We start from the raw sequence: 23702 nt of genomic DNA, 5'->3' as shown, positions 1-23702 counted from the left end.
GTGATGCCCGCAATAGCGATCGATGGGGCGTCGCATCTGGCGGCCGAGGAAGCGCGGTTGATCGCCGGCGCGCGCGCCGCGGTGGCACGGTTGGGGCGGCGCGATTGCCGCCTCGGCGTGGTCGGCGCGGGCACGATGGGGCGCACGATCGCGCTCGCCGGGCTCGAAGCCGGGCTCGATGTGGTGCTGGTCGATAACAATCCGGCGCAATTGCAGGCGGCTCGGGCCGATCTTGCGCGCTGGGCGGCCAAGGCAGGGCTGGCCGCCGTGCCCGCCTGTTCCGACGATCTCGTGGCGCTCGCCGGGGCGTCGGTCGTGGTCGAGTCGGTGTTTGAGGATGTCGCGATCAAGACCGGCGTGCTGCGCGCGATCGAGGCCGTCGTCGATGATCACGCGCTGATCACGACCAACAGTTCCTCGCTCGACATCGATCGGCTGGCTGCGGCGCTCGATCGGCCCGATCGCTTCATCGGCACGCATTTCTTTTTGCCCGCGCATCGTACCCCGGTCCTCGAAATTGTGGCCGGTCGGGCCAGTGCCCCTGCGACAAGCGACCGGGCGCAGGTGCTCGCGCTGATGCTGGGTAAATTGCCGATCCGCGCGGGCAATTGCGACGGCTATGTCGGCAATCGGCTGTTCGATAGTTTCTGGCAGGAAGCAGCCTTTCTGGTCGAGGAAGGCGCCTTGCCCGAAGCGGTCGATGCCGCGCTGACCGGGTGGGGCATGGCGCTCGGTCCGTTGGCGACGCTCGATCGCATCGGCAACGATTTGCTCGCCGCCGTGCTGACGCGCCGCGCGGCGGAGCGGCCGGGGATTCGCCAACCGGCGATCGTGGCGCGGCTGGTTGCCGAAGGGCGCGTCGGCGTCCGCGCCGGGCGGGGCTGGTATGACTATCCCGACGGGGGGCGTCAGGGCGTTCCGTCCGCGCGGTTCGACACGACTGGTCGGGCTGTTGCGCCCGAGGCCATCGTGGCGCGCTGTGTCGGCGCGGTGATCCGCGAAGGTCGCGCGCTGCTGGGCGAAGGCATGGTGCAATCTGCGGGCGACATCGACGTGATGTTTGTCCGCGCTTATGGTTTTCCCATGGCGACGGGCGGTCCGATGTATCTTGCCGCAGAGTGACGGCCCGGATGAAGATCCCCGAAAAAGGGACGCGAGAGAGGAATGACGATGGCCATGTTCGGTTTCGCGATTGGTGACATCGCGATCACGCAAATCGAGGAATTCGTCGATCCGGGCGTTCCGGTCCAATTCCTGCTGCCCGATTTGCCCGACGATGTCATTCCCGCCAATCTCGACTGGCTGGCGCCGCGCTTTCTCGATCCCGCGACCATGGGCGTCGACATCACGATGCAAAGCTGGCTGATCCGCACGCGGCATCACACCATCCTGGTCGATACCTGCGGCGGCAATCACAAGCCGCGCGAGCATTTTCCGGTGTTTCATCAGCGCCGGAGCAGCGCCTGGCTCGACAATCTGTGCGCGGCGGGGGTTTCGCCCGAAGACATCGACTATGTCTTTTGCACCCATCTGCATATCGATCATGTCGGTTGGAACACGCGGCTGGAAAACGGCGTGTGGGTGCCGACTTTTCCCAATGCCCGCTATTTGTGGTCGCAGGCCGAGTATGATCATGCCCGCCCGGCAGGCGATGGGGCCGATGACGGCGAACACGCGATCTTTGTCGACAGCGTCCTGCCGGTGGTCGAGGCGGGGCTGGCGCAGATGGTCGGGCCGAGCTTTGACCTCGATGATCAGATCGCGATCGAAGCCGCCCCCGGCCATACGCCGGGGCACAGCCTGTTGCGCGCGAGGTCGGGCGGGCAGGTCGGCCTGTTTACCGGCGATGCGCTGCACCATCCGCTGCAGATCGCCGCGCCCGACTGCAACAGCTTTGCCTGCGCCGACGCGCATCAGGCGCGCGCGACGCGGCGGCGCATCCTGGGCGAATGCGCCGATCACGGCCATCTTCTGGTGCCCGCCCATTTCGCCGCTCCGCATGTCGGGCGGATCACCCGCGCGGGCGATGCCTTCCGGTTTCATCCCGGCATCTGAAAAACGCGGCTTCCGGCCGGGATAACAAACAAGGGGGTGCCGTGGCGGCATATTCACGCGAGGCGCAATCGTTGATTCCGGCGCCGATTTCGGTGCGCGCGACGACGATCGCGATCATCGTGCTCAGCCTCAATTTCGGCGTGGTGTTCTTCGATCGCAATGCGGTCGGATTTCTGGTGCCGTTTCTTCAGGCCGATCTGAAGCTGTCGAACACGCAGATCGGTGGCCTTGCCGCGGCGCTGGCGTTCAGCTGGGCCTTGTCGGGCTATGTCATCGGGCATCTTGTCGACCGCCATGGCCGACGCAAATTGGCCCTGATCGCCGCGACACTGGTCTTTTCGCTGTCCTCGTTCATCAGCGGGCTGGCCTGGTCGTTCATGAGCCTGTTCGTGGCGCGCCTGGCGATGGGGTTTGCCGAAGGCGGTGTCTTGCCGGTCAGCCAGTCGCTGACCACGCGGCTGGTGTCGGAACGGCGGCGCGGTCTGGCGATGGGCATGATGCAGGCGTTTGGGTCGAACCTGTTCGGGGCGATGCTCGCGCCGGTGGTGCTGATCGCGCTGGCAACGCACTTCGGCTGGCGCATGACGTTTTACCTGACCGCGATTCCGGGGTTGAGCTGCGTCGCGCTGATCGCCTGGCTGGTGCCCGATCCCGGCGATCCGGCACAGGGCCGGGCCGACGGCACAAGGGACAAGCGGGTGGTCTCGCTGTTCCGGCGCAATGTCGTGCTGTGCTGCGTGATCGCGTCGCTGCTGGTCGCCTACAATTCGACGTGCTGGTATTTTGTACCGCTTTTCCTGACGAAAGTGCGCGGGCTGTCGACGGCGGAGATGGGCTGGCTGGTCGCCGTGCTCGGTCTTTCTGCGGTTGTCACCAGCATGCCGGTCCCGGCACTGTCCGATCGCTGGGGGCGCAAGCCGGTGATGATCCTGTTTGCGCTGCTTGGCGCGATCATGCCGCTTTCGGCGCTGGCCCTGCCCGCATCGTTTGCCGTTCTGGCGGTGCCGTTCTTTGTCGGCTGGACAGTGCTCGGGATCTTTCCGATCTTCATGGCGATCATCCCGGTGGAAACCGTCGGGATGGCAGGCGCAGCGCGGGCGCTGGGGTTGGTCGTGGGCTGCGGCGAGATGATCGGGGGGGCCTTGGGGCCGATCGGGGCCGGGATCGTCGCGGACCATACCAACCAGAGCGCGCCGCTGTGGATCATGGCCGGGCTGTCGCTCGGCGCTGCGGTCGTCGCGTTGTTCGTGCGTGAGACAGCGCCGCGCAGGCGTCGCCGGGGGTAAAACGACGCCCCCGGCACGCGGTCACCGGGCGAGGAAAGCCAGCACCAGGTCGTTGAAGCTGTCGGCATGTTCCCATTGCGCCCAATGGCCGCAGCGCGAAAAGACATGCAGTTCGGACCGCGCAATGCCCGCGAGCAGCCGCAGCCCCACATCCATCGGCACGAAGCGGTCGTCGCGGCCCCAGACGATCAGCGTCGGCGCGGCGATTTCGTTGAGCCGCGCGTTCTGGTCGGGAAACTGGCGCGGGTTAACCGTCAGGCTCTTCACGAAATTTTCGAGGTGATCGCGCCGCGACAGCATGTTGGTCAGCCGCAACTGCATCTGCTCTTCGGTCAGCGCGCCCGCGTCGAACACGAAGACGTTCATCATCGCCTTGAGCTTTTCGATGGTCGGGTCGCGATAGAGCCCCTGAAGCAGCTTGATCCCTTCGGTCGGCATCGAGGCATAGAGGCTGGGCCCGCCGGTGCCGCCGCCCATCAGAACCAGCTTGCCGATACGGTCGGGATGGGCGAGCGCAAAGGCGACCGCGCTGTGCCCGCCCATCGAATTGCCGACGAGATGCGCCTTTGCCGCGCCCGCCGCGTCGAGCACGCCGAGCAAGGCCGCCGCGTTGAAGTTCGAGCGCGATCCGGTGCAGACCACGGGATCGCTTTGGCCCCAGCCGGGGCTGTCGACCAGCAGCACGCGGTATCCCGCCGCCAAGAACGGATCGATATTGCGCACGAAATTGGCCCAGCTCGTCGCGCCGGGGCCCGATCCGTGCAGCATGGCGACGACTTTGTCGCCGGTGCCGATCTCGTTGTAATGGACGCGATAGGTGGTGCCGTCGATCACCGCTTCGGCAAAGCGGGTGGTCGAGGCTTCGGTATAGGCGGGCACTTGGGTCATGGTCGGCTTTCTGCTTGGATGGGATCAGGCATGCGGCAAATGGTGAAACGCGCCATTGCAATAAAGCAGCGCTGCGGAATCGTCAGGGCCATCGCCCGGGCCGCGTTCTCGCGTGGCGAGAATCTCGCACAGAAATGCGTGGTGCGTGCTTTCCTCGAACACCTTGATCACGCGGCAGTCGATCGCGACCAGCGCGCCGTCGAGCACCGGCGCGCCGGTGACCAGTTCGCCCCAGCGGCCATGATCAAAACGGGCCGGGCCGATCACGCCCGGAATCATCCCGGCAAAGGCGCGGGCGACCTCTTCCTGATCGCCGGCCAGCACGTTGACGCATACTGCGCCGCTGGCCATGATCGCGCTGTCGGCGAGCGTCTGCTTGTTGATGAAAACGACGATCCGGGGCGGATCGGCCGTGACCGAACAGACGGCGGTCGCGGTCAGGCCAACCGGGTCATTGTCCTTGCGGCTGGTCACCACGGTCACGGGCGAGGCGAAATGGCGCATCGCGCCGCGATGGGTCTGCGGATCGACCGCTTCCAACGTGGCGAGATGGGCCGGGCTTTGCCAATCGCGCAACTGGTTGATGGTTTTGGGCATGGTCTTGCTGCCCTCACTCAGACTTTTACGCCAAACGGATTGCCCGGCGCCAGCGGCACGCCGAGCAGGTGGCCGCCCAGCAATTCGCCGATATTGTCCTGATTCTGGGTAATGTGATTGGCGCCGACCAGAATGTCGCGCATCTGGCGCTGCATCGGGCTCGACAGCCAGATTCCGCGCGTCGAGGTTTTCTTGAAGATCATGTGCGCCGCATCGAAGCATTCGCCGCCGGTGAACTGGTTGGTGGCAAATTGGCGGATGCGCACGTCAAGCGGAACGAGTTCCCCGCGTGAGGCATAGGACCATGCTTCGTCGGTGTTGTAGAGCACGCGGGTCATCGCGCCCAGGATCCTGGCTTCGGCTTCGCCCAGTCGGCCCTTGATGAAAGGGTCTTTCACCGCCGCGCCGATCGCCTGATTGATATTCTGGCGCGGCACCATGTGTTCGATGTAAAGATCGACCATGCCGCGCGCCATGCCGATCACCACCGAGGAAATCGCCGCATAGAAGACCGAGAAGAACGGCATCTTGAAGAGATTGGCGACGTTGCCATGGGTTTCTTCACCATAGGCGGCAATCACATGGGCGCGGTGTTCGGGCACGAACACGTTTTCGAGGAAGATCGACTTGCTGCCGGTGCCCGCCATGCCGACCACGAACCAGTCGTCGATGATGCGGAAATCCTTGGCCTGAATCCAGAACGAGCGGAATTCCACTTCGCCCGCCGCATTGGCCACGCGGCCGCCGACAAAGGCGCCGCCGTTGGCATGATCGCAACCGCTCGACGTTTTCCATTCGCCATTGAGGATATAGCCGCCACTGGTGCGCTCGACCGTGCCGAACGGCGCATAAGACGACGAGATCAGCGCCGAATTGTCCTCGCCCCAGACTTCGTCACCGGCACGCGGATCGAGCAGGCCGAATTCGAACGGGTGAAGCCCCAGCACGGTCACCACCCAGGCGCTCGACGGGCAGCCGCGCGCCAGTTCCATCAGCACGCGATTGAACGTGTTGGGGCTCATTTCATAGCCGCCCCAGCGCTTGGGCTGAAGGATGCGGAAAAAACCGGCTTCCTTGAACAGCGCGATCGTTTCGACGGGCACGGAGCGCGCCTTTTCGCAAGCTTCGGCGCGTTCGCGCAGCAGCGGGATCAGTGCGTTTGCGCGCGCGACGATTTCGTCTTCGGTGGGAATGTCGCGTGACAGAACCGGGGCAACCTGGGTCATGTCTTTACTCCTTTGGATATGATGGCGGAAATTCGGGGAAATAGCGGATCAGGCCGCGTCGGGCTCGGCGCTGACAATGCCGTAACCGGCGATCCAGGCGTTGATCGGGCGATAATAATCGAGCCGCCCGGTGTAGCTGCCAAAGGCCGACAGTGCGGCAAAGGCGGCGACCCAGGTGCGGATTTCATGCGACGACCGACCGGCCTCCTGCGAGGCTTTGGCAATGTCGAACCGGTCAAACGCGGCGAGATCGCCGTCGAGCAGCAAGTCGATGATGCGCTGGTCCCATTCCGGGTTCAGCGGGGTCAGCGTGCTTTCGGGCGTACCGTAGATCGTGCCCGCCGCCAATGTGCGCGCCTGACGTGCGGCGCGCGCTTCGGGGGTGGGATTGCGCCCGGCGATCAGGAAATTGCGGATGTCGTCGGGCGCTGCGGCGATCAGCGGCACGGGCGGTTCGTGCGACAGACCGCCGCTGCCCAGGATCAGGATGCGCTTGTCCAGTCCGGCGAGGAACTGGCCAACGACTTCGCCAAGGCGGCGAATTCGGCGATAGGGGGAAAAGGGCGGCGCCACGCTGTTGATGATGATCGGGATCACCGGATAGCGGGTCAGGCTGCCGGTGGTTTCCTCAAGCGTCTGCGCGCAGCCGTGATCGACTTGCAGGCGGTGCGAAATGGCCAGATCGACGTCATGATCAAGCACATGCACGGCCAGTTGCGCGGCGATGTCGCGCGCGGTGTTGAGCGGCCCGGGCGTGGTCATGTAATCGCCGACCGAGATCGCCTCTGTGGCCAGCACGAACGGCGGCATCAGGTCGTAGAACAGCCCGTTGTAATGATCGGGCGCAAAGATCACGATCAGCTCTGGATCGAACGCTTCGACCTCGGCTCTGGCGCGCGCCAAAGCGCGGTCGACTTCGGCCGTTACGTCGGCGCCGGGATCGTTGAGGCCACGCAAAGGCGTATGGGACAGGCATTTGAGATGAACGGCCATGGCTTGCACTTCCTTGACAGAACGGCCCCGGCGAAAGCGCGCAGCCGTCCGCACGGCGCGGCACGCTGCGCGTCAGGGGACTGCGGTTCCCGGTCCGGGCCGGGGGGATGGCGACGAAATTCAGTCTGCGGCCGGGTCGGGTCGGCGCCTGATCAGGATCGTGTCGTAAAGCGAGAGCAGCGCGCGACCATCTTCGCGCAGCAATTCGCAATAATGGCGAACAATGCCGACGCCGGGGCGCGAATCCGATAGCCGCTTGCTTTCCCAGCGCAGTTTGACCCGCACTTTGTCGCCCGGACGGGCGGGCGCGCGAAAGCGGATCTCGTCAAAGCCGAAGCTGGCGACGACGGTGTGTTCAAACCCGAAATCGTACAGCAGCCGGTGCTTGATCGCGAGCAGGTGCGTGCCCGAGGCGGTAATGCCGTCAAACCCGGCTGCGCGTGCAGCATCGTCGTCGAGATGAACGGGCAGCGGATCCCATGCCGCAGCAAAGGCGATGATCGCCTCGCGCTCGATCACGACTTCGTGCGAAACAATTTCGGCACCCGGTTCGATGTCGTCAAAATAGACCGGTTCGACCTCATGGGTCTGTTGCGACAGCAAAGCGCCTCTCCCTCTCTCGTTGCCGCAATCCTGACGCGGACTTTACGCAGCGGCAATTGCACAATACGGTTTGTGCAACAGGTGAACACCATGACGGACACGGATCGCACATACCCATCGGTCAGAGCGCTCGAACGCGGTCTTGCGCTGCTCGCCGCGCTGAATCAGGCCGGGCGTTCGGACCCCGCCAGTCTGGCGCGGCTGGCCGGGGTGGACCGCACGACCGCCTATCGCATGCTGCACACGCTGGCCGAGCTCGGCTATGTCGCGCGCAGCGAATCCGACGGGCAATTCGTCCTGACCCCGGCGGTGCGCGCGCTGAGTGACGGGCTGACCGAAACCGATCTGACCGCGCGCATCGTCTGCGAGGAAATTTTCGACCTTGCGCCGCAGGTGATGTGGCCGACCGATTTTGCGACGTTTGATGAAGGCTGGATGGTGATCCGCGAGACGACCCATCGGTTCAGCCCTTATTCGGTGCACCGCGCGATGGTCGGGCGTCGGCGCCCTTTGCTCGAAACGGCCATGGGCCGCGCCGTGCTGGCGGGCGCAAGCGAGGCTCATCGCGAGGAAATGCTGGATATTGCGTTGCATCGTGGCACGGTCGGCGGCGATCGCGAAGACCTGCACCGACGCGTGGCACTGCTGCGCGAAGACTTTGCCGCGCGCGGCTATGCCTGGGCGGTCGGCGGCGCCGATCACCGGATCAGCGCGATTGCCCTGCCTGTGCAGGGCCCGACGCAAGTGCTGGGCAGTATCAATCTGTTGTTCTTTTCGACCGCGATGTCGGTCGAAACGGCGGCAGAGCGCTTCCTCGACCCGCTGGCCGCGCGCATCCGCCGGATCGAAGCGCGTCTTAGTTGCTGAGCGTCATGCCGCCGTCGATCACCAGCTTGCTGCCGGTGATATAGCGCGCCTCGTCCGAGATCAGGTAGAGCACAGCGTGGGCGATGTCGCTTTCCTCCTGGAATTTGCCCAGCGGAATGCGCGACAGATTGAGCGCAGCCATTGCGTCATACGTCATGCCGGCATCGACCGCCGTGCGCGCGATCATGTCGCGCAGCATGGGGGTGAGGATATTGCCCGGATGGACGGTGTTGCAGCGGATGGCATGGCCTTTTTCCGCACAATGCAGGGCGACCGAGCGCGTGATGTGCATCACGGTCGCCTTGCTTGCGCTATAGCTGATCAGGAACCCTGCCGGCAGCAGCGCGGCGATCGACGACATGTTGACGATCGATCCCCCGCCCGAATGCGCGAGCAGGGGAATGGCATGTTTGCACCCCAGCACAGTGCCGTCGACATTGACTGCGAACAGGCGGTGCAAGTCGTCGATGGCGATGGTTTCGATGTCGAGGCCGTGGCGGCTGTTGATGATCGCCGCGTTGTTGACCAGCCCGTCGAGCCCGCCCGCGTCCTGTTCGATCGCGGCGATCGTGGCGATCCAGGCGGCTTCGTCGGTCACGTCGAGTTCGAGAAACCGGCCCCCGGTATCGACAGCGAGCGCCGTGCCCCGTTCGCCGTCGATGTCGGCAACAAACACGCGCGCGCCTTCGCCCGCCAGTCGGCGGACAATGGCGGCGCCGAGCCCGGACGCGCCGCCGGTAACGAGCACGCGTTTGCCGGCGACGCGCCCGGCCGTCATGCGATCACCTCGCTCACCTGGCCCAGCACGCCTGCTTCGAACAGTTCGGCGCGCAGCCGGGGAATGCTCATGATCCGGGTTGCGGGCTGGAAACCGGCCACGCTCTGGCGGCTCTGCAACAGCCAGTCGATCAGCGCCGCGCCCAGCGTCCCGGTAAAGACATAGCCGGTGGCGCCGAATGTCACGGTCGAACGGGCGACTTGCGTGCCCCGGCCATGGCAACTGACGATCGTGCGGTGAACCTTGAGATCTTCGCGCGGCATGTCGCCTTCCGGCGCGATCTGGAGCGCCCAGCGATTGGTGGCCGCTTCCTGCTCGGCCTGCCCCAGATGCGCGTATTTTTCGGCGAATTCCTGCATCCAGGGGATCAGCATCTGCATCAGCGCCTGATTGCGAAAGGTGACCAGCGTCTGGCAGTTGCGCACGCGCGGGTCGTTTTCGTACCATACCGATTCGCCGCCGCCGCTCCACGGAAAGGCGATCATCGTCTGGTGAATCCCGGGCACATTCATCAGCATGTGTGTTGCGGCGGGCCATGCTTCCATCTTGCCGTGGACGAGCCGCAATTGCGGCTGGCAGCACATGCGCATGAAGCTGAGCGTCGATGCCGCCGAAGGAACGCCCTCGCCCGCATAGGCAATGTCGACGCTGTCGATGCCCGGCGTCGACAAGACGGATTCGGCCGCCAGCATCCCGCCGGTCCACATGAACGAGCACGATGGCGAGACGATCAGGCCCTTGTCGGCAAAGGCCTCGCCATAGCGATCGCGCACGGTGATCTGCCAATCCTGTTCGCCGGTCGCATCGAAATAGTGGCACCCCGCCGCGAGCGCGGCGCGGACCAGCGGTTCGCCGAACTGGGCATAAGGGCCGACGAGATTGTGGACCACCTTGCGCCCGCGGAACAGCTCGGTCAGCGCGGCTTCGTCATGCGCGACTTCGACGACTTCATAGCGCGCGCCTTTCAATTCGACCTGTTCGGCAATGCGGCGTTCGAGCCGCGCCTTGTTGCGCCCGGCGGCAATGAACGGGATGCCGCGTTCGGCCAGCTTCCACATCAGGTGTTCGCCGGTATAGCCGCTCGCGCCGTAGATCACGACTTCGATAGTGCTCATGCCTGTTCTCCTTGAAGCGTGTGAACCGAGGACGCGTCGTCCGCAAACATCTGCAGCAAAAAGCGTTCTTGCGGCTTTTCGGACGCGGTCTTCGGGATTTCGGTGACGATCTGGACGTAAGTCGGGGCCATGTTCGCTTCGAGCCGTTTGCGCGCCCAGCGCAGGATCGCCTGCGGATCGGGATCGCCTTTGGGCACGATCGCGGCGACGACATCCTTTTCCCCCGGCGCGCCGCCTGCGGCGGGCACGCCATAGACAAACACGTCATCGATCGCGGGGTGTTCGGCGAGCGCGCGCTCGACAAAGGCGGGGTTGATGAAATCGCCGTTGCGGCGAATGCCGCCGCCCTTGCGATACTGGAAAAAGACCCAGCCATCGGCGTCCATCGTCACGATATCGCCCGAGTGCAGCCAGCCATCGACCACTTTGCGCGCCGAGGCCTCGGGCTGGTTGTGGTACTGCACGGGCGGCCAGGGCCCGTCGGCAAGGCGGAACACGATTTCGCCGGGGGTGCCGGGCGGGACGTCGTTGCCCTGTTCGTCGATGACTTTGGCGACTTGTCCGGGGGCGACGCGTCCGCAGCTGCCGATCGGTCCTTCGCCGACCGGATGGGTGGTCATGCCGCCTTCCATCGCGCCGAAGAATTCGAAGATCTCGACGTCAAAGCGGCGGGCAAACTGTTCCCACAGCGCGGCGGGCATTCCGGCGGAAATGACCCGGCGCACCGGATTGTAGGCATCGTCGCCGCGTTCGGGCTCGCTGTAGATCGCGGTGACCATCCCGCCGAGCAGGTTGAACACGGTGCACCCGTGCGCGCGCACGATCGGCCAGAGCCGCGATTTGGTGAAGCGGCGGCTGATGACTGCCCGCAACCCCATCCACAGCGACGTGCCCAGCGTGATGAACTGTGCATTGCCGTGCGTGAGCGACAGCCCGGTATAAGGGCGATCGTCGGCGCGAAAGCCGAAGATGGCGGCATTGCCCGCAGCGACCGCCATGAACCGCGCATGGGGGATGACGATCCCCTTGGGATCGCCCGTCGTGCCCGACGTATACATCAATTCCATCGCCTGCGCCGGATCGGTCACCGCGCTTTCGATCGGCGGATCGGGCAGCGGCGCGGCGAGCCAGTCGGCGAGGGGAAAGCCTTTCAAACCGGCTGGCGCCATGGCGGCATCGACCATCGCCACCCAGCCGAGATCGGGACATTCGTGCGCCGCCTCGGCCAATCCCTCGCTCGAATAGGCGGCACAGACCGCGCCGCTGCATCCGCTGTCGCGCAGCATGAAGGCGAGCTTTTGCCCCCGCGTGCGCGGGTCGATCGGCACGAGCACCGCGCCAACGAGCGCGGCGGCGACCATCATTTCAACGAATTCGGGGTGATTTTGCAGCAAGAGCGCGATGCGCATCCCCGGCCGGACGCCGATTGTGCGCAGGCCGGCGGCGATTTTCCGGCCGTTTTCCCACAGTTGGCGATAAGTGCGGATTTCGTCGCCGCCGCCGCAATCGCCATTGCTTTCAAATGTCAGCACGTCGAGATCGGGATGGGTGCGAGCCTTTTGCGCGATCAGGTCGGCGATCGAAATCGGATTGGTGATGGTCATGTCAGAATGGTCCCGTCTCCACCCGGATCAACGCTCGACAACGGTGATGCACAGCGCGCCGACATCGCCGCGCACATAGCCGCCGCCGTTTTCGGCAACGCCGATGCGCGCGCCTTCGACCTGACGCGGGCCCGAACGGCCCATCAACTGTTCATGGATTTCGACCAGTTGGGCGATGCCGGTGGCCCCGATCGGATGCCCCTTGCGCAGCAATCCGCCCGAGGGATTGACCACCGTCCGCCCGCCGCCGCCAAGCGCGGTCTTGCCCGATTCGATCAGCCGCCCGCCTTCGCCGACCGGGCACAGGCCAAGGTATTCGCTGTGCAGGATTTCCGAGGATGCCGAGGCATCGTGCAATTCGACGACATCGATATCCGCAGGGTCGATCCCGGCCTGGGCATAGGCGGCACCGATCGCGGCGGGAAAGACCGGCGTGTCGAGGTCTTCGGGATAGTCCCAGCCGGATGTCAGCTCGCTTGCCGTGATCCTGACCGGCCTGGTCAGCCCCAGTTCGCGCGCTTTCCGCTCGCTGACCAGCACGATCGCCGCCGCGCCGTCGCCGATCGGCGAACACATCGGCAAAGTCAGCGGCCAGATGATGTCGCGCGCGGCCAGCACGCTTTCGACCGTTTCGACATTGCGGAACTGCGCGCGCGGGTTGAGCGCGCCGTGGCGGCTGTTTTTGGCAGTGACCCCGGCGAACTGTTCGCGGGTCGTGCCGTAGCGCTGCATATGTTCGATCGCTTCGGTGGCATAGATGTCCATGAACAGCGACCGGCTGGCCGCCGTGGCCGGGTCGACGTCCATGCCGATCGCGGCCATCTTGCGGTCGATCCGCGCGCGCAGGCCGACCATGTCCTCGACATCGACCGCGCCGAGAAAAACGGCAAAGCTGCGCGATTTGTCGGCATGGACCAGCTTTTCGTAGCCGACGGCGAGCACGACGTCGTAAAGCCCCGCGCTGATCATCGCGGCGGCCTGGTTCATCGCCGTCGCGGCGGTGGCGCAGGCGTTTTCGACATTGATGACCGGAATGCCGCCAAGCCCGAGCGAGCGCAGCACGATTTCGCCCGGCACGCAGACTTGCCCGGTGATCGTCCCGGCGGCGGCATTGCCCATCCACGCGGCCTGAATATCGCCGAGGCCAAGCCCCGCGTCGGCAAGTGCGGCGGTGATCGCCTCGCCCGCCAGATCCTTGAGGCCGCGGCCGGGGAATTTGCCGAACGCCGTCATGCCGGCGCCTGCAATGATTGCGTTCATTTTCACGATTGGTCGCTCCTGCCTGTCGGGCAAAGATGGTGGGAAAACCAGCGCGTCGCGGCGCCGGAGGCCGCGTCTTCACGCATCGAAGGGCGCCTTTTCTATTGCGCGGTCCAGCCTGCATCGATCATCTGGATCGAGCCGGTGATCGCGCGCGCATCATCCGAAAGGAGAAAGCAGGTCAGCGCGGCGACTTCGTCGACCGAGGGCAGGCGCGGCAGCGGATGGCCCTGAAGCAGTTGTGCCCAAACCTCTTCGGGCACGTCGTCCATCAAGGCGGTGGGCAGGAACGTCGGCGCCACGGCATTGACCCGGATCGCGTGGGGCCCGCCATCGATTGCGGCGACCCGCGTCAGGCCGACAAGGCCGTGTTTCGACGTGGTGTAATGCGCGATTCCCGCCATCCCGACCTGCCCCATGATCGAGCCCATGTTGACGATCGCCCCGCCGTGACCGAGCATGGCTGCCATCTGCGCGCGCAGGCCATAAAACACGCTGTCGAGATTGACGGCGATGGTCCGGTGCCACTGCTCATCGCCCATTTCCCACAACGGCATCATCGCCCCGCCGTTGATCCCGGCATTGTTGACGGCAAGGTCGAGCCGGCCGAAGCGGTCGACACAGGCCGCCACCGCCTCGGCAAAGGCGACCGGATCGGCGACATCGAGCGCGCGCGTCATCGTGCCATGCCCTTGCGCGCGAAGCGCCCCGGCCAGCGCGACAACGCCCGCCTCGTCGCAATCGAGCAGCATGAGCGAAGCGCCTTCGGCGGCGAGCCGCTCTGCCACCGCGCGGCCGACACCTGCCGCCGCGCCGGTGACCAGCGCAATTTTTCCTGAAAAGCGCATGGTGTCCGTTCGCCCCGCGCTCAAAGCAGGTCGGGGTCCATCATGATGGTGCCCCCTTTGATGGCGAGGATCTCGTTGCAGCCGTCCTCGATCATCGCCGCACGCGCATCGCGAAAGATCTTTTCGACCGGGTATTCGCGCGTCACGCCGTTGCCGCCGAGCAACTGGATCGCGTCCGATGCGTTGTCGAACGCGGCCTGGGTGCAGGTGACTTTGCAGGCCATCGCGCTTTGCAGCGCGGGCAGTTCGGCCAGGGTGTTGAATTCGGTCACCCGGCGGACCAGCGCCCGCGCGGCTTCGACGCGGCGATACATGTGGAACAGCCGGTGTGCGACCGACTGATGGCGATAGATCGGCACCCCGCCCTGCTTGCGGCTATGGGCATAGTCCCAGGCGATGTCGAACGCCGACCGTGCGGTGCCGGTCCACACCGCGCCCATCGCCATATTGGCCTCGGTATGCACGGCATAGACCGCGCGCTGAAAATGGTCGGGCCCGACAAGCACGTGATCGAGCGGCAGTTCGACATTGTCGAAAAACAGCTCGCCCTGCGGCAGCCCGCGTTGACCGAGCTTGTCGAGCGGCTTGCCCTTGCCGACGCCTTTCAGATTGAGCGGAACCAGAATCACCGCGCCGCGCTGCGGATCGGGGCCGGCGCCGGTATCGGCCGAGCAATAGAGCACGCAGACTTCGGCGATCGGGCCATTCGACACCCAGGCCGATTTCTGGCCGTTGATCACCACTTTGTCGCCTTCGAAGCGGGCGACGCAGTTCGGCTTTCCATAGGCGCCGCCGGGGTGAAAGATCTGGCGCGAGGGATCGAGCGCGTCGGTGCCGTGGTCGGGCTCGGTGATCGCCCAGCATCCGACTTGTTCGACCGAAAACCGGTCGAGCAAGTAGGCCTTGCCGAACATCAGCGACAACATCGCGGGCAACTGCCCCGACCCGAGCGAGACGGCAAGCCCGCCGTCGCCCCAGCCGAATTCCTCGTTGATGATCGGATTGATCCGCGCGATCTCTTTGGGGCTCAGCTCCGAGAGGGTCAGCGGATTGATCTGCAATTCGTTGTATTTGCTGCGCATCACCCAATAGGGCGAATCCGGCGCGATGACCTGTTCGGGCGTCATGCGATCGAGCTGGCGCCCGATCGGACGCAGCACATCGCGCGCAAAGCCATGCGCCATGTCCTGAAACTGTTGTTCGGTCTCGGACAATTCGGGCTCGGCGCCGGTCCGGCCGAGCTTTACGCGCGGCTGTTCGGGCCAGGAAAAAATTCCGTGAGTGGGCTGTTCGACAGCAATCGCCTCTTGAACCGGCACTTTCTCGTCCCCTCCATGTTGCGCAGCATTGCGGCGCTTCTATCGTGGGGCGGCTTCTGCTAGGCAGCCCCGTTGGAAGCGAAACTAGCAGAAGGCCGGCCATGGCGGTTTACGCCACGGGAAGGGATATTTTGCGGGGCGGGAGTGGATGTGATGCACGCAGAGCCCGGGGCGCGTCGGCCATCGGTGGTCGAGATGCCCACTTACGCGCCGGAAACGATCAGCCGGTTGTTTATCAATCTGGAGGTGGACAGCGCCGAGCGGATCAACAGCCGCTTTCTGGTTTCGCCGATGGGCGAGCTGTCGCTGATCCGGTCGAGCCATATCTCGCGCAATTGCGTGTCGCGCCGGTTGCAGCGGCACATGACCGATGGCGATTCGTCCTATTTCTTCGCCTGCGCCCCGCTTCAGGGACAGCTCAGGATTCAGCATCTTGGCCGCAGCTGCCTGCTCAAATGCGGCGATCTCGGCTTTGTCACGACCGATGAGGAATATGTCATCGAGATGTCGGACACGCTCGATGCGCTGTGGTTGCGGATTCCCGCCGCGTTGCTGTTGTCGCATGTCGCGGGGATGAAAGATGTCGTCGGGCGGACGATCGATGTGTCGCGCGGGATCGGCGTTGCCGCGACCGAGTTGATGCTGGTGTCGTCGCGGACATCGGACGATCTTGGCGATCGCGCCGCGCGGCTGGTCGGGCAATCGATTCTGGGGTTTGTCGGCGAACTGGTCAATTCCACCCAGCCGGGCGACCATTCGCAATCGACCGCTTATCGTCGCAAGATTCTCGGGCGGGCGATGGATTTCATCGAGCAACACCTCGGCGATGAAGCGCTCAATCCCGAAGCGATCGCCCATGGCATCGGTATCGGTCGGCGCTATCTGTCGCAGATCTTTGCGGCCGAAGGGCTGTCGGTCATGCGCTGGGTGCTGCAGCGGCGCCTGGAGCGCTGCCGGATGGAAATCGAGCGGTGCGGCCTTGGCTCGGTGCCGATTCACGAGATCGCCTATCGCTTCGGATTTTCCAATATTTCCAGCTTCAATCGGGCGTTCAAGGCGCATTTCGGATGCTCGCCGCGATTGCTGTTTTCCGGGGCTGATACGCTGCTGCACTGACAGCGTGTAACGGCCCGGCGCGAATATTCCATTCCCGCCCCGATTCCATTCCCGCCCCGCAAAGGATCGCTTCCCCCGGCGCAAACAGCGCCGGGAAGCGTCGTGCTATGATCGTGTTCGAGGGAGGTTGCGCCGTCTCGGGCTCACCTTGACACGCACCATACGCATGCGTATCCATACGCCAGCGAATTGGAAAGATGCTTCGTCGGTTTGACGGGCGCGAACGATAGCGGATGATCCCCGATCGGGCCTCGTCCGTTTCGCGCCCCTGCCAACGAAGTCAAAAAATCCAGACGCATACAGGCAATTGGTCTCGGGAGGGGATTGTGGACGAAGCGGTTTGGCATCGGCATTACACCAAAAGCGCCAAAGCTCGGCTTGAAGGCGCTGATGGCACGATGCTTGACGTGTTTCGCAGCGCCGTTGCCCTTGCCGGTGATCGCCCTGCTATCCAGTATTTCGATACGACGCTTTCCTATGCCGATCTCGACCGGCTGAGCGACGGTCTGGCCGCTGCGCTGATCGCCGACGGCTTTGCGCCGGGCGATCGGCTTGCGCTCATGCTTCAGAACATGCCGCAATTCGTGATCGCCATGCTCGCCGCCTGGAAAGCCGGCGGCATGGCCGTGACGATCAACCCGATGAACCGCGAGCGCGAGGTGGAAGGCATTCTGGCCGATGCGACGCCGCATAGCGTCGTCGTGCTCGATGCGCTGGTGCCGATCGTCAGGGCTGCTGCGGATGCGTTGGATGCTGTCGCGCCGCGTCTGATCGTCGTCGGCGCCGACCGCATGCAGGCGCGCAACGATCGCCGCGTCATCCCGCAGCCTGCGCCCGATGTTTCTGCCGACACGTTCGATGCGCTGGCTGAAACGCCGGTCGGTCCTGGCGGTCTGCCCGGCGTGAGCGATGCGGATGCGGTTGCGCTGCTGGTCTATACTTCCGGCACTACGGGCAAGCCCAAGGGCGCGATGCTGACTCATCGCAACCTTGCGACGAATGCGCGCATCATCATGCATTGGTACGATCTCGACAAAGAGCCCGGCGCGGTGCTGGCCATGGCGCCGTTCTTTCACGTGACGGGGCTGGTCGGGCATATTGCGGTGGCGATTGCCGCGCGGCTGCCGCTGGTGCTGACCTGGCGGTTCGAACCGGGCGTCGTGCTCGATGCGATTGCCGAATATCGCCCCGGCTTCACCATCGGGGCGATGACCGCTTATGTCGCGCTGACCAATGTGCCGGGCGTGACGCGCGATCATTTCGCTTCGTTTCACACCATCGTTTCGGGCGGTGCGGCGGTCCCGCCCGCGCTGGTCGCCTCGTTCAAGGAACTGACCGGGCTCTATATGCACAATGGCTATGGTCTGACCGAGACCAGCGCCGGAGTCATTGCCGTGCCCGCCGGGCGCGAGGCGCCGGTCGATCCGGCCAGCGGTACATTGGCCGTCGGTGTGCCGGTCAGCGAGACGCATGCCTGGATCGCCGACGACGACGGGCATCCGGTCGCCATCGGCGAAATCGGCGAGATCGTCATTTCCGGCCCGACAGTCGCATCGGGCTATTGGCAGCGTCCCGAAGAAAGCGCCGAAGCCATGCGCGCCGACGGCTTTCGCACCGGCGACATCGGCTTTGTCGATGCGCAAGGCTGGGTCTATGTCGTCGATCGCAAAAAGGACATGATCAACGCAGCGGGCTACAAAGTCTGGCCGCGCGAAGTCGAAGACGTGCTTTACGGCCATCCCGCGATCCGCGAGGCCGCCGTGGTCGGCGTGGTCGATGCCTATCGCGGCGAAACGGTGCGCGCGGTGGTTTCGCTGCGCGACGGGCAAGCCCTCGATGGCGCAGCGATGCAGGCCTGGTGTCGCGATCGGCTGGCCGCCTACAAGCTGCCGCGCGAAATGTTGATCGTCGGCGAATTGCCCAAGACGCCCAGCGGCAAGATCCTGCGCAAGGATCTGCGGGGCGACATCGTCGGGGCGGTGCGGGCATGAAGGCAGGAATGGAATATTCGCGCCGGGCGCCGCGGGGGATGCACCATGCAGGTCTATGACCCCCCGTTGCGCGACATGCGCTTCGTGCTTCATGAATTGAGCCGTGACGATGGCTTTGGCGCGTTGGCGGGGCTTGAAGCGATCTCTCCCGATCTGGCCGATGCCGTGCTCGAAGAGGCGGCGCGGTTCAGCCGCGAGGTGCTGGTCCCGCTCAATCGGGTCGGCGATGAGGCAGGCTGCCGGATAGAGGCGGACGGGGTGCGCACGCCTGCCGGTTTTGTCGAAGCCTATCGCGCGTTTCGCGAAGGCGGCTGGGTCTCTCTGGCGGGCAATCCGGAATGGGGCGGGCAAGGGCTGCCCGATTCGATCGGCAAGCTGGTCGAGGAAATGACCACCGCCGCCAATCTGTCGTTTTCGTCCTATCCGGGGCTGACGTATGGCGCGATCGCGGTGGTCGATGCCCATGCCGAGGATGATCTGAAACGGGCATGGCTGCCCCGCATGATCAGCGGCGAATGGACCGGGACGATGTGCCTGACCGAGGCGCATTGCGGGACCGACCTTGGCCTTTTGCGCACAAGGGCAGTCCCGCGCGGAGACGGGGCCTATGCCATTGCCGGCGCGAAGATCTTCATTTCCGCCGGCGAACACGATCTGGCGGACAATATCGTTCACCTCGTGCTGGCACGGTTGCCCGATGCGCCTGCGGGGATCCGGGGCATCAGCCTGTTTCTCGTGCCCCGGTTCCTGCTCGATGCCGACGGCAATCCGGCCACGCGCAACGCGGTCACGTGTACCGCGATCGAACACAAGATGGGCCTCAAGGCTTCGGCGACCTGCCAGCTTGCGTTTGACGATGCGACGGGTTGGCTGATCGGCGAGCCGCACAAGGGGATGGCGGCGATGTTCACGATGATGAACAGCGAACGGCTGTCGGTCGGCATCCAGGGGCTGGGGATCGGCGAGGCCGCCTATCAGGCGGCGGTGTGGTATGCGCGCGAACGGACGCAGGGCCGCTCGCCCGCCGGCGCAAGGCATCCCGAGCAGGCCGCCGATCCGATCATCGTTCATCCCGATGTGCGCCGCATGTTGATGACGATGCGCGCCAACAATGACGGCTGCCGCGCGTTGGGCGGCTGGGTTGCGCGCGCGCTCGATGCCGAACGTCATGCCGAGGATCCCGAAATCCGCGCAAAAGCGGGCGATTTCGTCGCGCTGATGACCCCGGTAGTCAAAGCGCTGTTTACCGATCTCGGCTTTGAAAGCGCCAGCCTTGCCGTGCAGGTCTACGGCGGTCACGGCTATATTCGCGAAAGCGGCGTCGAACAGTATTTGCGCGATGCCCGCATCGGCATGATCTACGAAGGCACCAACGGGGTGCAGGCGCTCGATCTGGTCGGGCGCAAACTTCCCGCCGCAGGGGGCCGCGCGTTTCGCGGCTTTCTCTCGGCTGCGCGCACCTTTGCCGAGGCGCAAGGCGCAAATCCGGCGCTGGCGGGGATCGTGCCGGCCTTTGCCGACGCGCTCGACGAGCTTGACCGGGCCAGCGTGCTGATTGCCGCGCAATCGCAGCGCGATGCCGAGGACGCGGCTGCCGGGGCGAGCGAATTCCTGCGCCTGTTCGGATTGGTCGCGCTGGGCTTTTGCCATGCCCGCGCGGCGCTGGTGGCGAGCGCGGCGTTGGCCGACGGGTCCGGCGAAACCGGGTTCTACGGGGCGCGGATCGCTTCGGCGGAGTTCTTTGCCCAGCGCATCCTGCCCCAGGTCACACCGCTGCGTGCCGCGATCGCGGCGGGCAAGGCGACAGTGATGGCGCTGTCCGAGGCGGATTTTTGAATCATGGCCGAAGCCGCGATTGTCGCCGCCCCGCTGTCCGGAGCGAGTTGATCAAGGATTCGCATAACAAGCTATAAACATTAGAAAAAATAATCAGGAGAGGACACATGGTGGCGCGATCGAGATTCGATCTGCAGGGAAAGACCGCACTGGTCACAGGCGGTTCGCGCGGTCTTGGCTTGCAGATTGCCGAAGCGATTTGCGAATTCGGCGGCCAAGTCGTGCTGGTCGCGCGCAAGGAGGCAGAGCTCGCTTCGGCCCGCGCGTCGCTCGAAGCGACGGGCGGCACTGTCGCGACGATCGCGGCGGATTTGCAGGATCTTGGCGCGATCGACGATCTGGTGGCTGACGCTGCGGGCAAGTTCGGGTCGATCGATCTGCTGGTCAACAATGCGGGCATGAGCCGTTATGCGCCCGCCGAAGACTTCTCGCTCGAGGCCTGGACCGAAGTCATGTCGCTGAACATGACCGCGCCCTTTTTGCTGACGCGCGCAGTCGGCAAGGCCCACTTCATTCCGCGCCGGGCCGGCAAAGTGCTCAATATCGCCTCGATCGGCGGGCTTTACGGCAATCGTCCCGATCTTGGCATGAAGATCATTGCCTATAATGCCTCGAAAGGCGCGCTGGTCAACTATACGCGCGCGCTCGCTGCCGAATGGGGCGCCTACAACATCAATGTCAACGCGCTGTGTCCGGGCTTTTTTCCATCGGAGATGGCGCAGGAATTCATCGACAAGGTCGGTGCCACATTGCTGCCCGGCATTCCGCTTGGTCGCGTCGGCGGCCCGGACGATCTCAAGGGACCGGCGGTTCTCCTGCTCAGCGAAGCGGGACGGCACATCACCGGCCATTGCCTGGTCGTCGATGGCGGCACGGTCGCGGTTTGAACCGGGTTTCACGCGTATTTTCGAAAAATCGTGACGTACAGAGAGGGAAAATCATGAAAACAATCAGATCATTGCGCTTCAAGCCGGTTTCCGCAGCGTCGGTTCTGGCTTTGGCTGCGGCGGCCATGGTGCCGGGCCAGGCCTTTGCCGCCGATGCGCCGCAGAACAGCGGCTCCGCCGCCACGGGCAGTGCCGACAATGGCAGCGTGCTGATCCAGGACATCGTCGTCACGGCCAACAAGCGGCAGGAAAAGCTGCAGAACGTCGGGATCGCGGCAACGGCGTTCAATGCGACGACGCTGGCTCAGTTGGGAATCAACACGACCAACGATCTGGCCAAGATGACGCCGGCGCTCAACATCAACTACGCCAATCCCTCGGTCGCCCAGATCAATATTCGTGGTGTGTCGCAGAACGACTTTGCCGACCATCTCGAAACGCCGATCGCGGTCTATTGGGATGAAGGCTATGTCGGCAGCAGCATGGCGATCGCCACGCCGACGTATGACATTCAGCGCGTCGAAGTTCTGCGCGGGCCGCAAGGGACGCTGTTCGGGCGCAACGCGACCGGGGGCCTGATCCACTACATCAGCGCCGCGCCGACCGACACACTGAGCGGTTACATGGAAGCGAGCTATGGCCGCTTCAACACGTACAATATTCAGGGCGCGCTGAGCGGGCCGCTGGCCGAAGGCATTCGCGCGCGCATCGCCTTTACCCGCAATTCGAGCGATGGTCCGTATTATAACATCGTCACCGGTCGCCACGATGTCGGCAATACCCGCAACTGGGCGGTTCGCGGTCAGATCGAGGCCGATCTCGGCCCCGATACGAAGCTCAATCTGATCGGGTCGTACAACAATGACGATCAGGCCGGTGCCGTATGGCCGTTCGAACCGGCGGTGACCGGGGCCAACGGGCTTGGCACATTGCTTGGATCGAACCAGATCGGTACGTGGTCGAACCTTGTTCTGGGCGGCACGATCTCATCGTGCGCCGGGTGCAATCTCGTCGGGTACAAGCCCGCCAGCAGCAATCCGTGGGTCGTGGCTTCGAACGATCCCGGCTATTATCTGCGCGATATCTACAAAGGTCAGGCAAAGCTGACCCAGCAATTCGGCTCGACGTCGCTGACGGTGATTTCCGACTATCTCAAGGTCGATAATCAGAAAAAATACGACACCGATTCCAGCCCGCAAAACTTCTTCACCTATTCTGCGGACGGTCACTACAAGCAGTTCAGCCAGGAACTGCGCCTCAATGGGACCAATGGCGCGCTGAAATGGGTGGCCGGGCTCTATTACCTCAATATGCGGGGCTATTATACGCAGCCGCTCGATCTCGATTTTGGCGTCTTTGTCGGCAACCCGCTGTGCAGCGGTTTGGCTTGCGGCGTTTCCACGTCGACCATTCCTGTCCATTTCGAGCCGCGCTACACGGTCGACGTCGACAGCTATGCCGAATTTGCCCAGGGCGAATATCAATTCTCACCGGAACTGTCGTTCACCGGCGGTCTGCGCTATACCACTGATGTAAAGCGGTTTCATTATCAGTGGAGCGATACCGAGGCGTTCGTTCCGGTGGTGGATTATTCGGATCGCGAAGTCTTCCGCAATGTTGCCGCCAAGGCCCAGCTCGACTGGCGTCCGATCGACGGCACGCTGCTCTATCTGAGCTATACGCGCGGTCACAAGGGCGGCAACTGGGCGGCGCCCGCGTTCCCGCCGATCACGCCGAGCACTTTCCCGTACAAGCAGGAAGTGCTGACGTCGTATGAAACCGGAATGAAGACCAGGCTGTTTGGCAAATTGGCCACTCTCAACACATCGGTCTATTACTACGACTACAAGAATTATCAGGCATTTTCGCTTCTGGGCCTGTCGCAATCGATCACCAACAAGAATGCGACTGTCTATGGCGGGGAAGCGGAGCTTCGCGTCAATCCGATGCGCGGTCTTGATCTGTCTGCCAACATCGCGCTGATCCACAGCGAGGTGAAAGACGTGACACTGCCCGACGGCGAAGTCGTCAGCCGGAAATTGCCCGATGCGGCGCCGGTGCAGCTGACCGGGCTGGCCCGCTACCACTGGGCATTCCTCGATGGCGATGCTTCGGTCCAGGCGGATTCGAAATATGTCGGCGGTCACTATCTGACGGTTCTCAACGAACCGATCAATTACCAGAAGGGGATCGCTACGCTCAATGCCCGGATCGCCTGGCAGACGGCGGCGAAGAACTTCGAAGTGTCGGTCTATGCCAACAACATCACCGGCGCCTACTACAAGGTCTGGGGGCTTGACGTGTCGGCGCTCGGCATCGGCATGAGCGTTCCGGGCGAGCGCGGTTCTTACGGTGCCCGTCTGCGCTACAACTTCTGATCCCTGACGGGGGGCGCCCCCTTCCATCGCGAAGGGGGCGCCTGCCATGCATTCA

At 64.2% G+C, this 23702-nt stretch carries 20 protein-coding genes; 9 read left to right on the top strand and 11 right to left on the bottom strand.

Translation table 11 applies throughout. The annotated features are described in order from the left end of the window. Window positions 1-3: 3 nt before the first annotated feature. Genes AQZ50_RS07070 through AQZ50_RS07060 form a run of 3 tightly spaced genes read left to right on the top strand, consistent with a single transcriptional unit; the run spans window position 4 to window position 3341 of the window. Window positions 4-1122: a 3-hydroxyacyl-CoA dehydrogenase gene (locus AQZ50_RS07070; RefSeq protein ID WP_197412403.1), complete on the top strand. Its 1119-nt coding sequence runs from the start codon at window positions 4-6 to the stop codon at window positions 1120-1122. Between the two features lie 42 nt (window positions 1123-1164). After that, window positions 1165-2055, top strand: coding sequence for an MBL fold metallo-hydrolase (locus AQZ50_RS07065; protein WP_082703464.1), 891 nt, complete (start codon window positions 1165-1167; stop codon window positions 2053-2055). A gap of 41 nt (window positions 2056-2096) precedes the next feature. Then, complete coding sequence (locus AQZ50_RS07060; RefSeq protein ID WP_197412402.1) at window positions 2097-3341, top strand: MFS transporter; 1245 nt, start codon at window positions 2097-2099, stop codon at window positions 3339-3341. 21 nt (window positions 3342-3362) lie between these two features. On the opposite strand, the gene AQZ50_RS07055 is transcribed toward AQZ50_RS07060, so the two are convergent. The 5 genes from AQZ50_RS07055 to AQZ50_RS07035 form a co-directional block, all read right to left on the bottom strand. After that, the gene (locus tag AQZ50_RS07055) at window positions 3363-4229 is read right to left on the bottom strand and encodes an alpha/beta fold hydrolase (RefSeq protein WP_067744562.1); all 867 of its coding nucleotides are present in this window, start codon (window positions 4227-4229) and stop codon (window positions 3363-3365) included. Window positions 4230-4253: 24 nt separating this feature from the next. Next, a complete protein-coding gene (locus AQZ50_RS07050; RefSeq protein ID WP_067744559.1) occupies window positions 4254-4826 on the bottom strand; it encodes a flavin reductase family protein in 573 nt (190 codons plus the stop codon). Between the two features lie 17 nt (window positions 4827-4843). Further along, the gene (locus tag AQZ50_RS07045; RefSeq protein ID WP_067744556.1) at window positions 4844-6052 is read right to left on the bottom strand and encodes an acyl-CoA dehydrogenase family protein; all 1209 of its coding nucleotides are present in this window, start codon (window positions 6050-6052) and stop codon (window positions 4844-4846) included. A gap of 48 nt (window positions 6053-6100) precedes the next feature. After that, the gene (locus AQZ50_RS07040; protein ID WP_067744553.1) at window positions 6101-7045 is read right to left on the bottom strand and encodes a 3-carboxyethylcatechol 2,3-dioxygenase; all 945 of its coding nucleotides are present in this window, start codon (window positions 7043-7045) and stop codon (window positions 6101-6103) included. 120 nt (window positions 7046-7165) lie between these two features. After that, window positions 7166-7648 (bottom strand): MaoC/PaaZ C-terminal domain-containing protein, encoded by a 483-nt coding sequence (locus AQZ50_RS07035; protein ID WP_067744551.1) that lies wholly within the window; start codon window positions 7646-7648, stop codon window positions 7166-7168. A gap of 90 nt (window positions 7649-7738) precedes the next feature. On the opposite strand from AQZ50_RS07035, the gene AQZ50_RS07030 reads away from it, so the two are divergent. Further along, window positions 7739-8515, top strand: a complete 777-nt coding sequence (locus AQZ50_RS07030; RefSeq protein ID WP_067744549.1) for a helix-turn-helix domain-containing protein — start codon at window positions 7739-7741, stop codon at window positions 8513-8515. On the opposite strand, the gene AQZ50_RS07025 is transcribed toward AQZ50_RS07030, so the two are convergent. The 6 genes from AQZ50_RS07025 to AQZ50_RS07000 form a co-directional block, all read right to left on the bottom strand. Further along, window positions 8505-9293 carry an SDR family oxidoreductase gene (locus AQZ50_RS07025; protein WP_067744547.1) on the bottom strand — a complete coding sequence of 263 codons (789 nt, stop codon included), beginning with the start codon at window positions 9291-9293 and terminating at the stop codon, window positions 8505-8507. The genes AQZ50_RS07030 and AQZ50_RS07025 overlap by 11 nt on opposite strands. Continuing rightward, entirely contained in the window at window positions 9290-10408 is a 1119-nt protein-coding gene (locus AQZ50_RS07020; protein WP_067744544.1) for a saccharopine dehydrogenase family protein, read from the bottom strand. The genes AQZ50_RS07025 and AQZ50_RS07020 overlap by 4 nt, the downstream gene beginning before the upstream one ends. Further along, complete coding sequence (locus AQZ50_RS07015) at window positions 10405-12012, bottom strand: class I adenylate-forming enzyme family protein (RefSeq protein ID WP_067744541.1); 1608 nt, start codon at window positions 12010-12012, stop codon at window positions 10405-10407. The genes AQZ50_RS07020 and AQZ50_RS07015 overlap by 4 nt, the downstream gene beginning before the upstream one ends. 27 nt (window positions 12013-12039) lie before the next feature. After that, a complete protein-coding gene (locus AQZ50_RS07010) occupies window positions 12040-13272 on the bottom strand; it encodes a thiolase family protein (RefSeq protein ID WP_067744538.1) in 1233 nt (410 codons plus the stop codon). Window positions 13273-13373: 101 nt separating this feature from the next. Then, on the bottom strand, window positions 13374-14120 hold the full coding sequence (locus AQZ50_RS07005; RefSeq protein WP_067744535.1) for an SDR family NAD(P)-dependent oxidoreductase: 747 nt from the start codon (window positions 14118-14120) through the stop codon (window positions 13374-13376). A gap of 20 nt (window positions 14121-14140) precedes the next feature. Further along, window positions 14141-15439: an acyl-CoA dehydrogenase family protein gene (locus AQZ50_RS07000; RefSeq protein WP_197412401.1), complete on the bottom strand. Its 1299-nt coding sequence runs from the start codon at window positions 15437-15439 to the stop codon at window positions 14141-14143. A gap of 153 nt (window positions 15440-15592) precedes the next feature. Between AQZ50_RS07000 and AQZ50_RS06995 the strand changes: the two genes are divergently transcribed. The 5 genes from AQZ50_RS06995 (at window position 15593) to AQZ50_RS06975 (ending at window position 23647) form a co-directional block, all read left to right on the top strand. After that, window positions 15593-16555 (top strand): helix-turn-helix domain-containing protein, encoded by a 963-nt coding sequence (locus AQZ50_RS06995; RefSeq protein WP_067744532.1) that lies wholly within the window; start codon window positions 15593-15595, stop codon window positions 16553-16555. A 326-nt stretch (window positions 16556-16881) separates the two neighbouring features. Beyond that, a complete protein-coding gene (locus AQZ50_RS06990; RefSeq protein WP_197412400.1) occupies window positions 16882-18546 on the top strand; it encodes a class I adenylate-forming enzyme family protein in 1665 nt (554 codons plus the stop codon). A 45-nt stretch (window positions 18547-18591) separates the two neighbouring features. Beyond that, complete coding sequence (locus AQZ50_RS06985) at window positions 18592-20382, top strand: acyl-CoA dehydrogenase C-terminal domain-containing protein (RefSeq protein ID WP_067744529.1); 1791 nt, start codon at window positions 18592-18594, stop codon at window positions 20380-20382. A gap of 110 nt (window positions 20383-20492) precedes the next feature. Next, window positions 20493-21269, top strand: a complete 777-nt coding sequence (locus AQZ50_RS06980) for an SDR family NAD(P)-dependent oxidoreductase (RefSeq protein ID WP_231730146.1) — start codon at window positions 20493-20495, stop codon at window positions 21267-21269. Between the two features lie 53 nt (window positions 21270-21322). After that, window positions 21323-23647 (top strand): TonB-dependent receptor, encoded by a 2325-nt coding sequence (locus tag AQZ50_RS06975; protein ID WP_067744523.1) that lies wholly within the window; start codon window positions 21323-21325, stop codon window positions 23645-23647. Window positions 23648-23702 lie beyond the last annotated feature (55 nt).

It is taken from the genome of Novosphingobium sp. Fuku2-ISO-50, assembly GCF_001519055.1.
In the GTDB taxonomy this organism is placed as follows: domain Bacteria; phylum Pseudomonadota; class Alphaproteobacteria; order Sphingomonadales; family Sphingomonadaceae; genus Novosphingobium.
The sequence above is the reverse complement of the archived record's forward strand: the minus strand, read 5'-3'. Positions and strand labels throughout refer to the sequence as shown.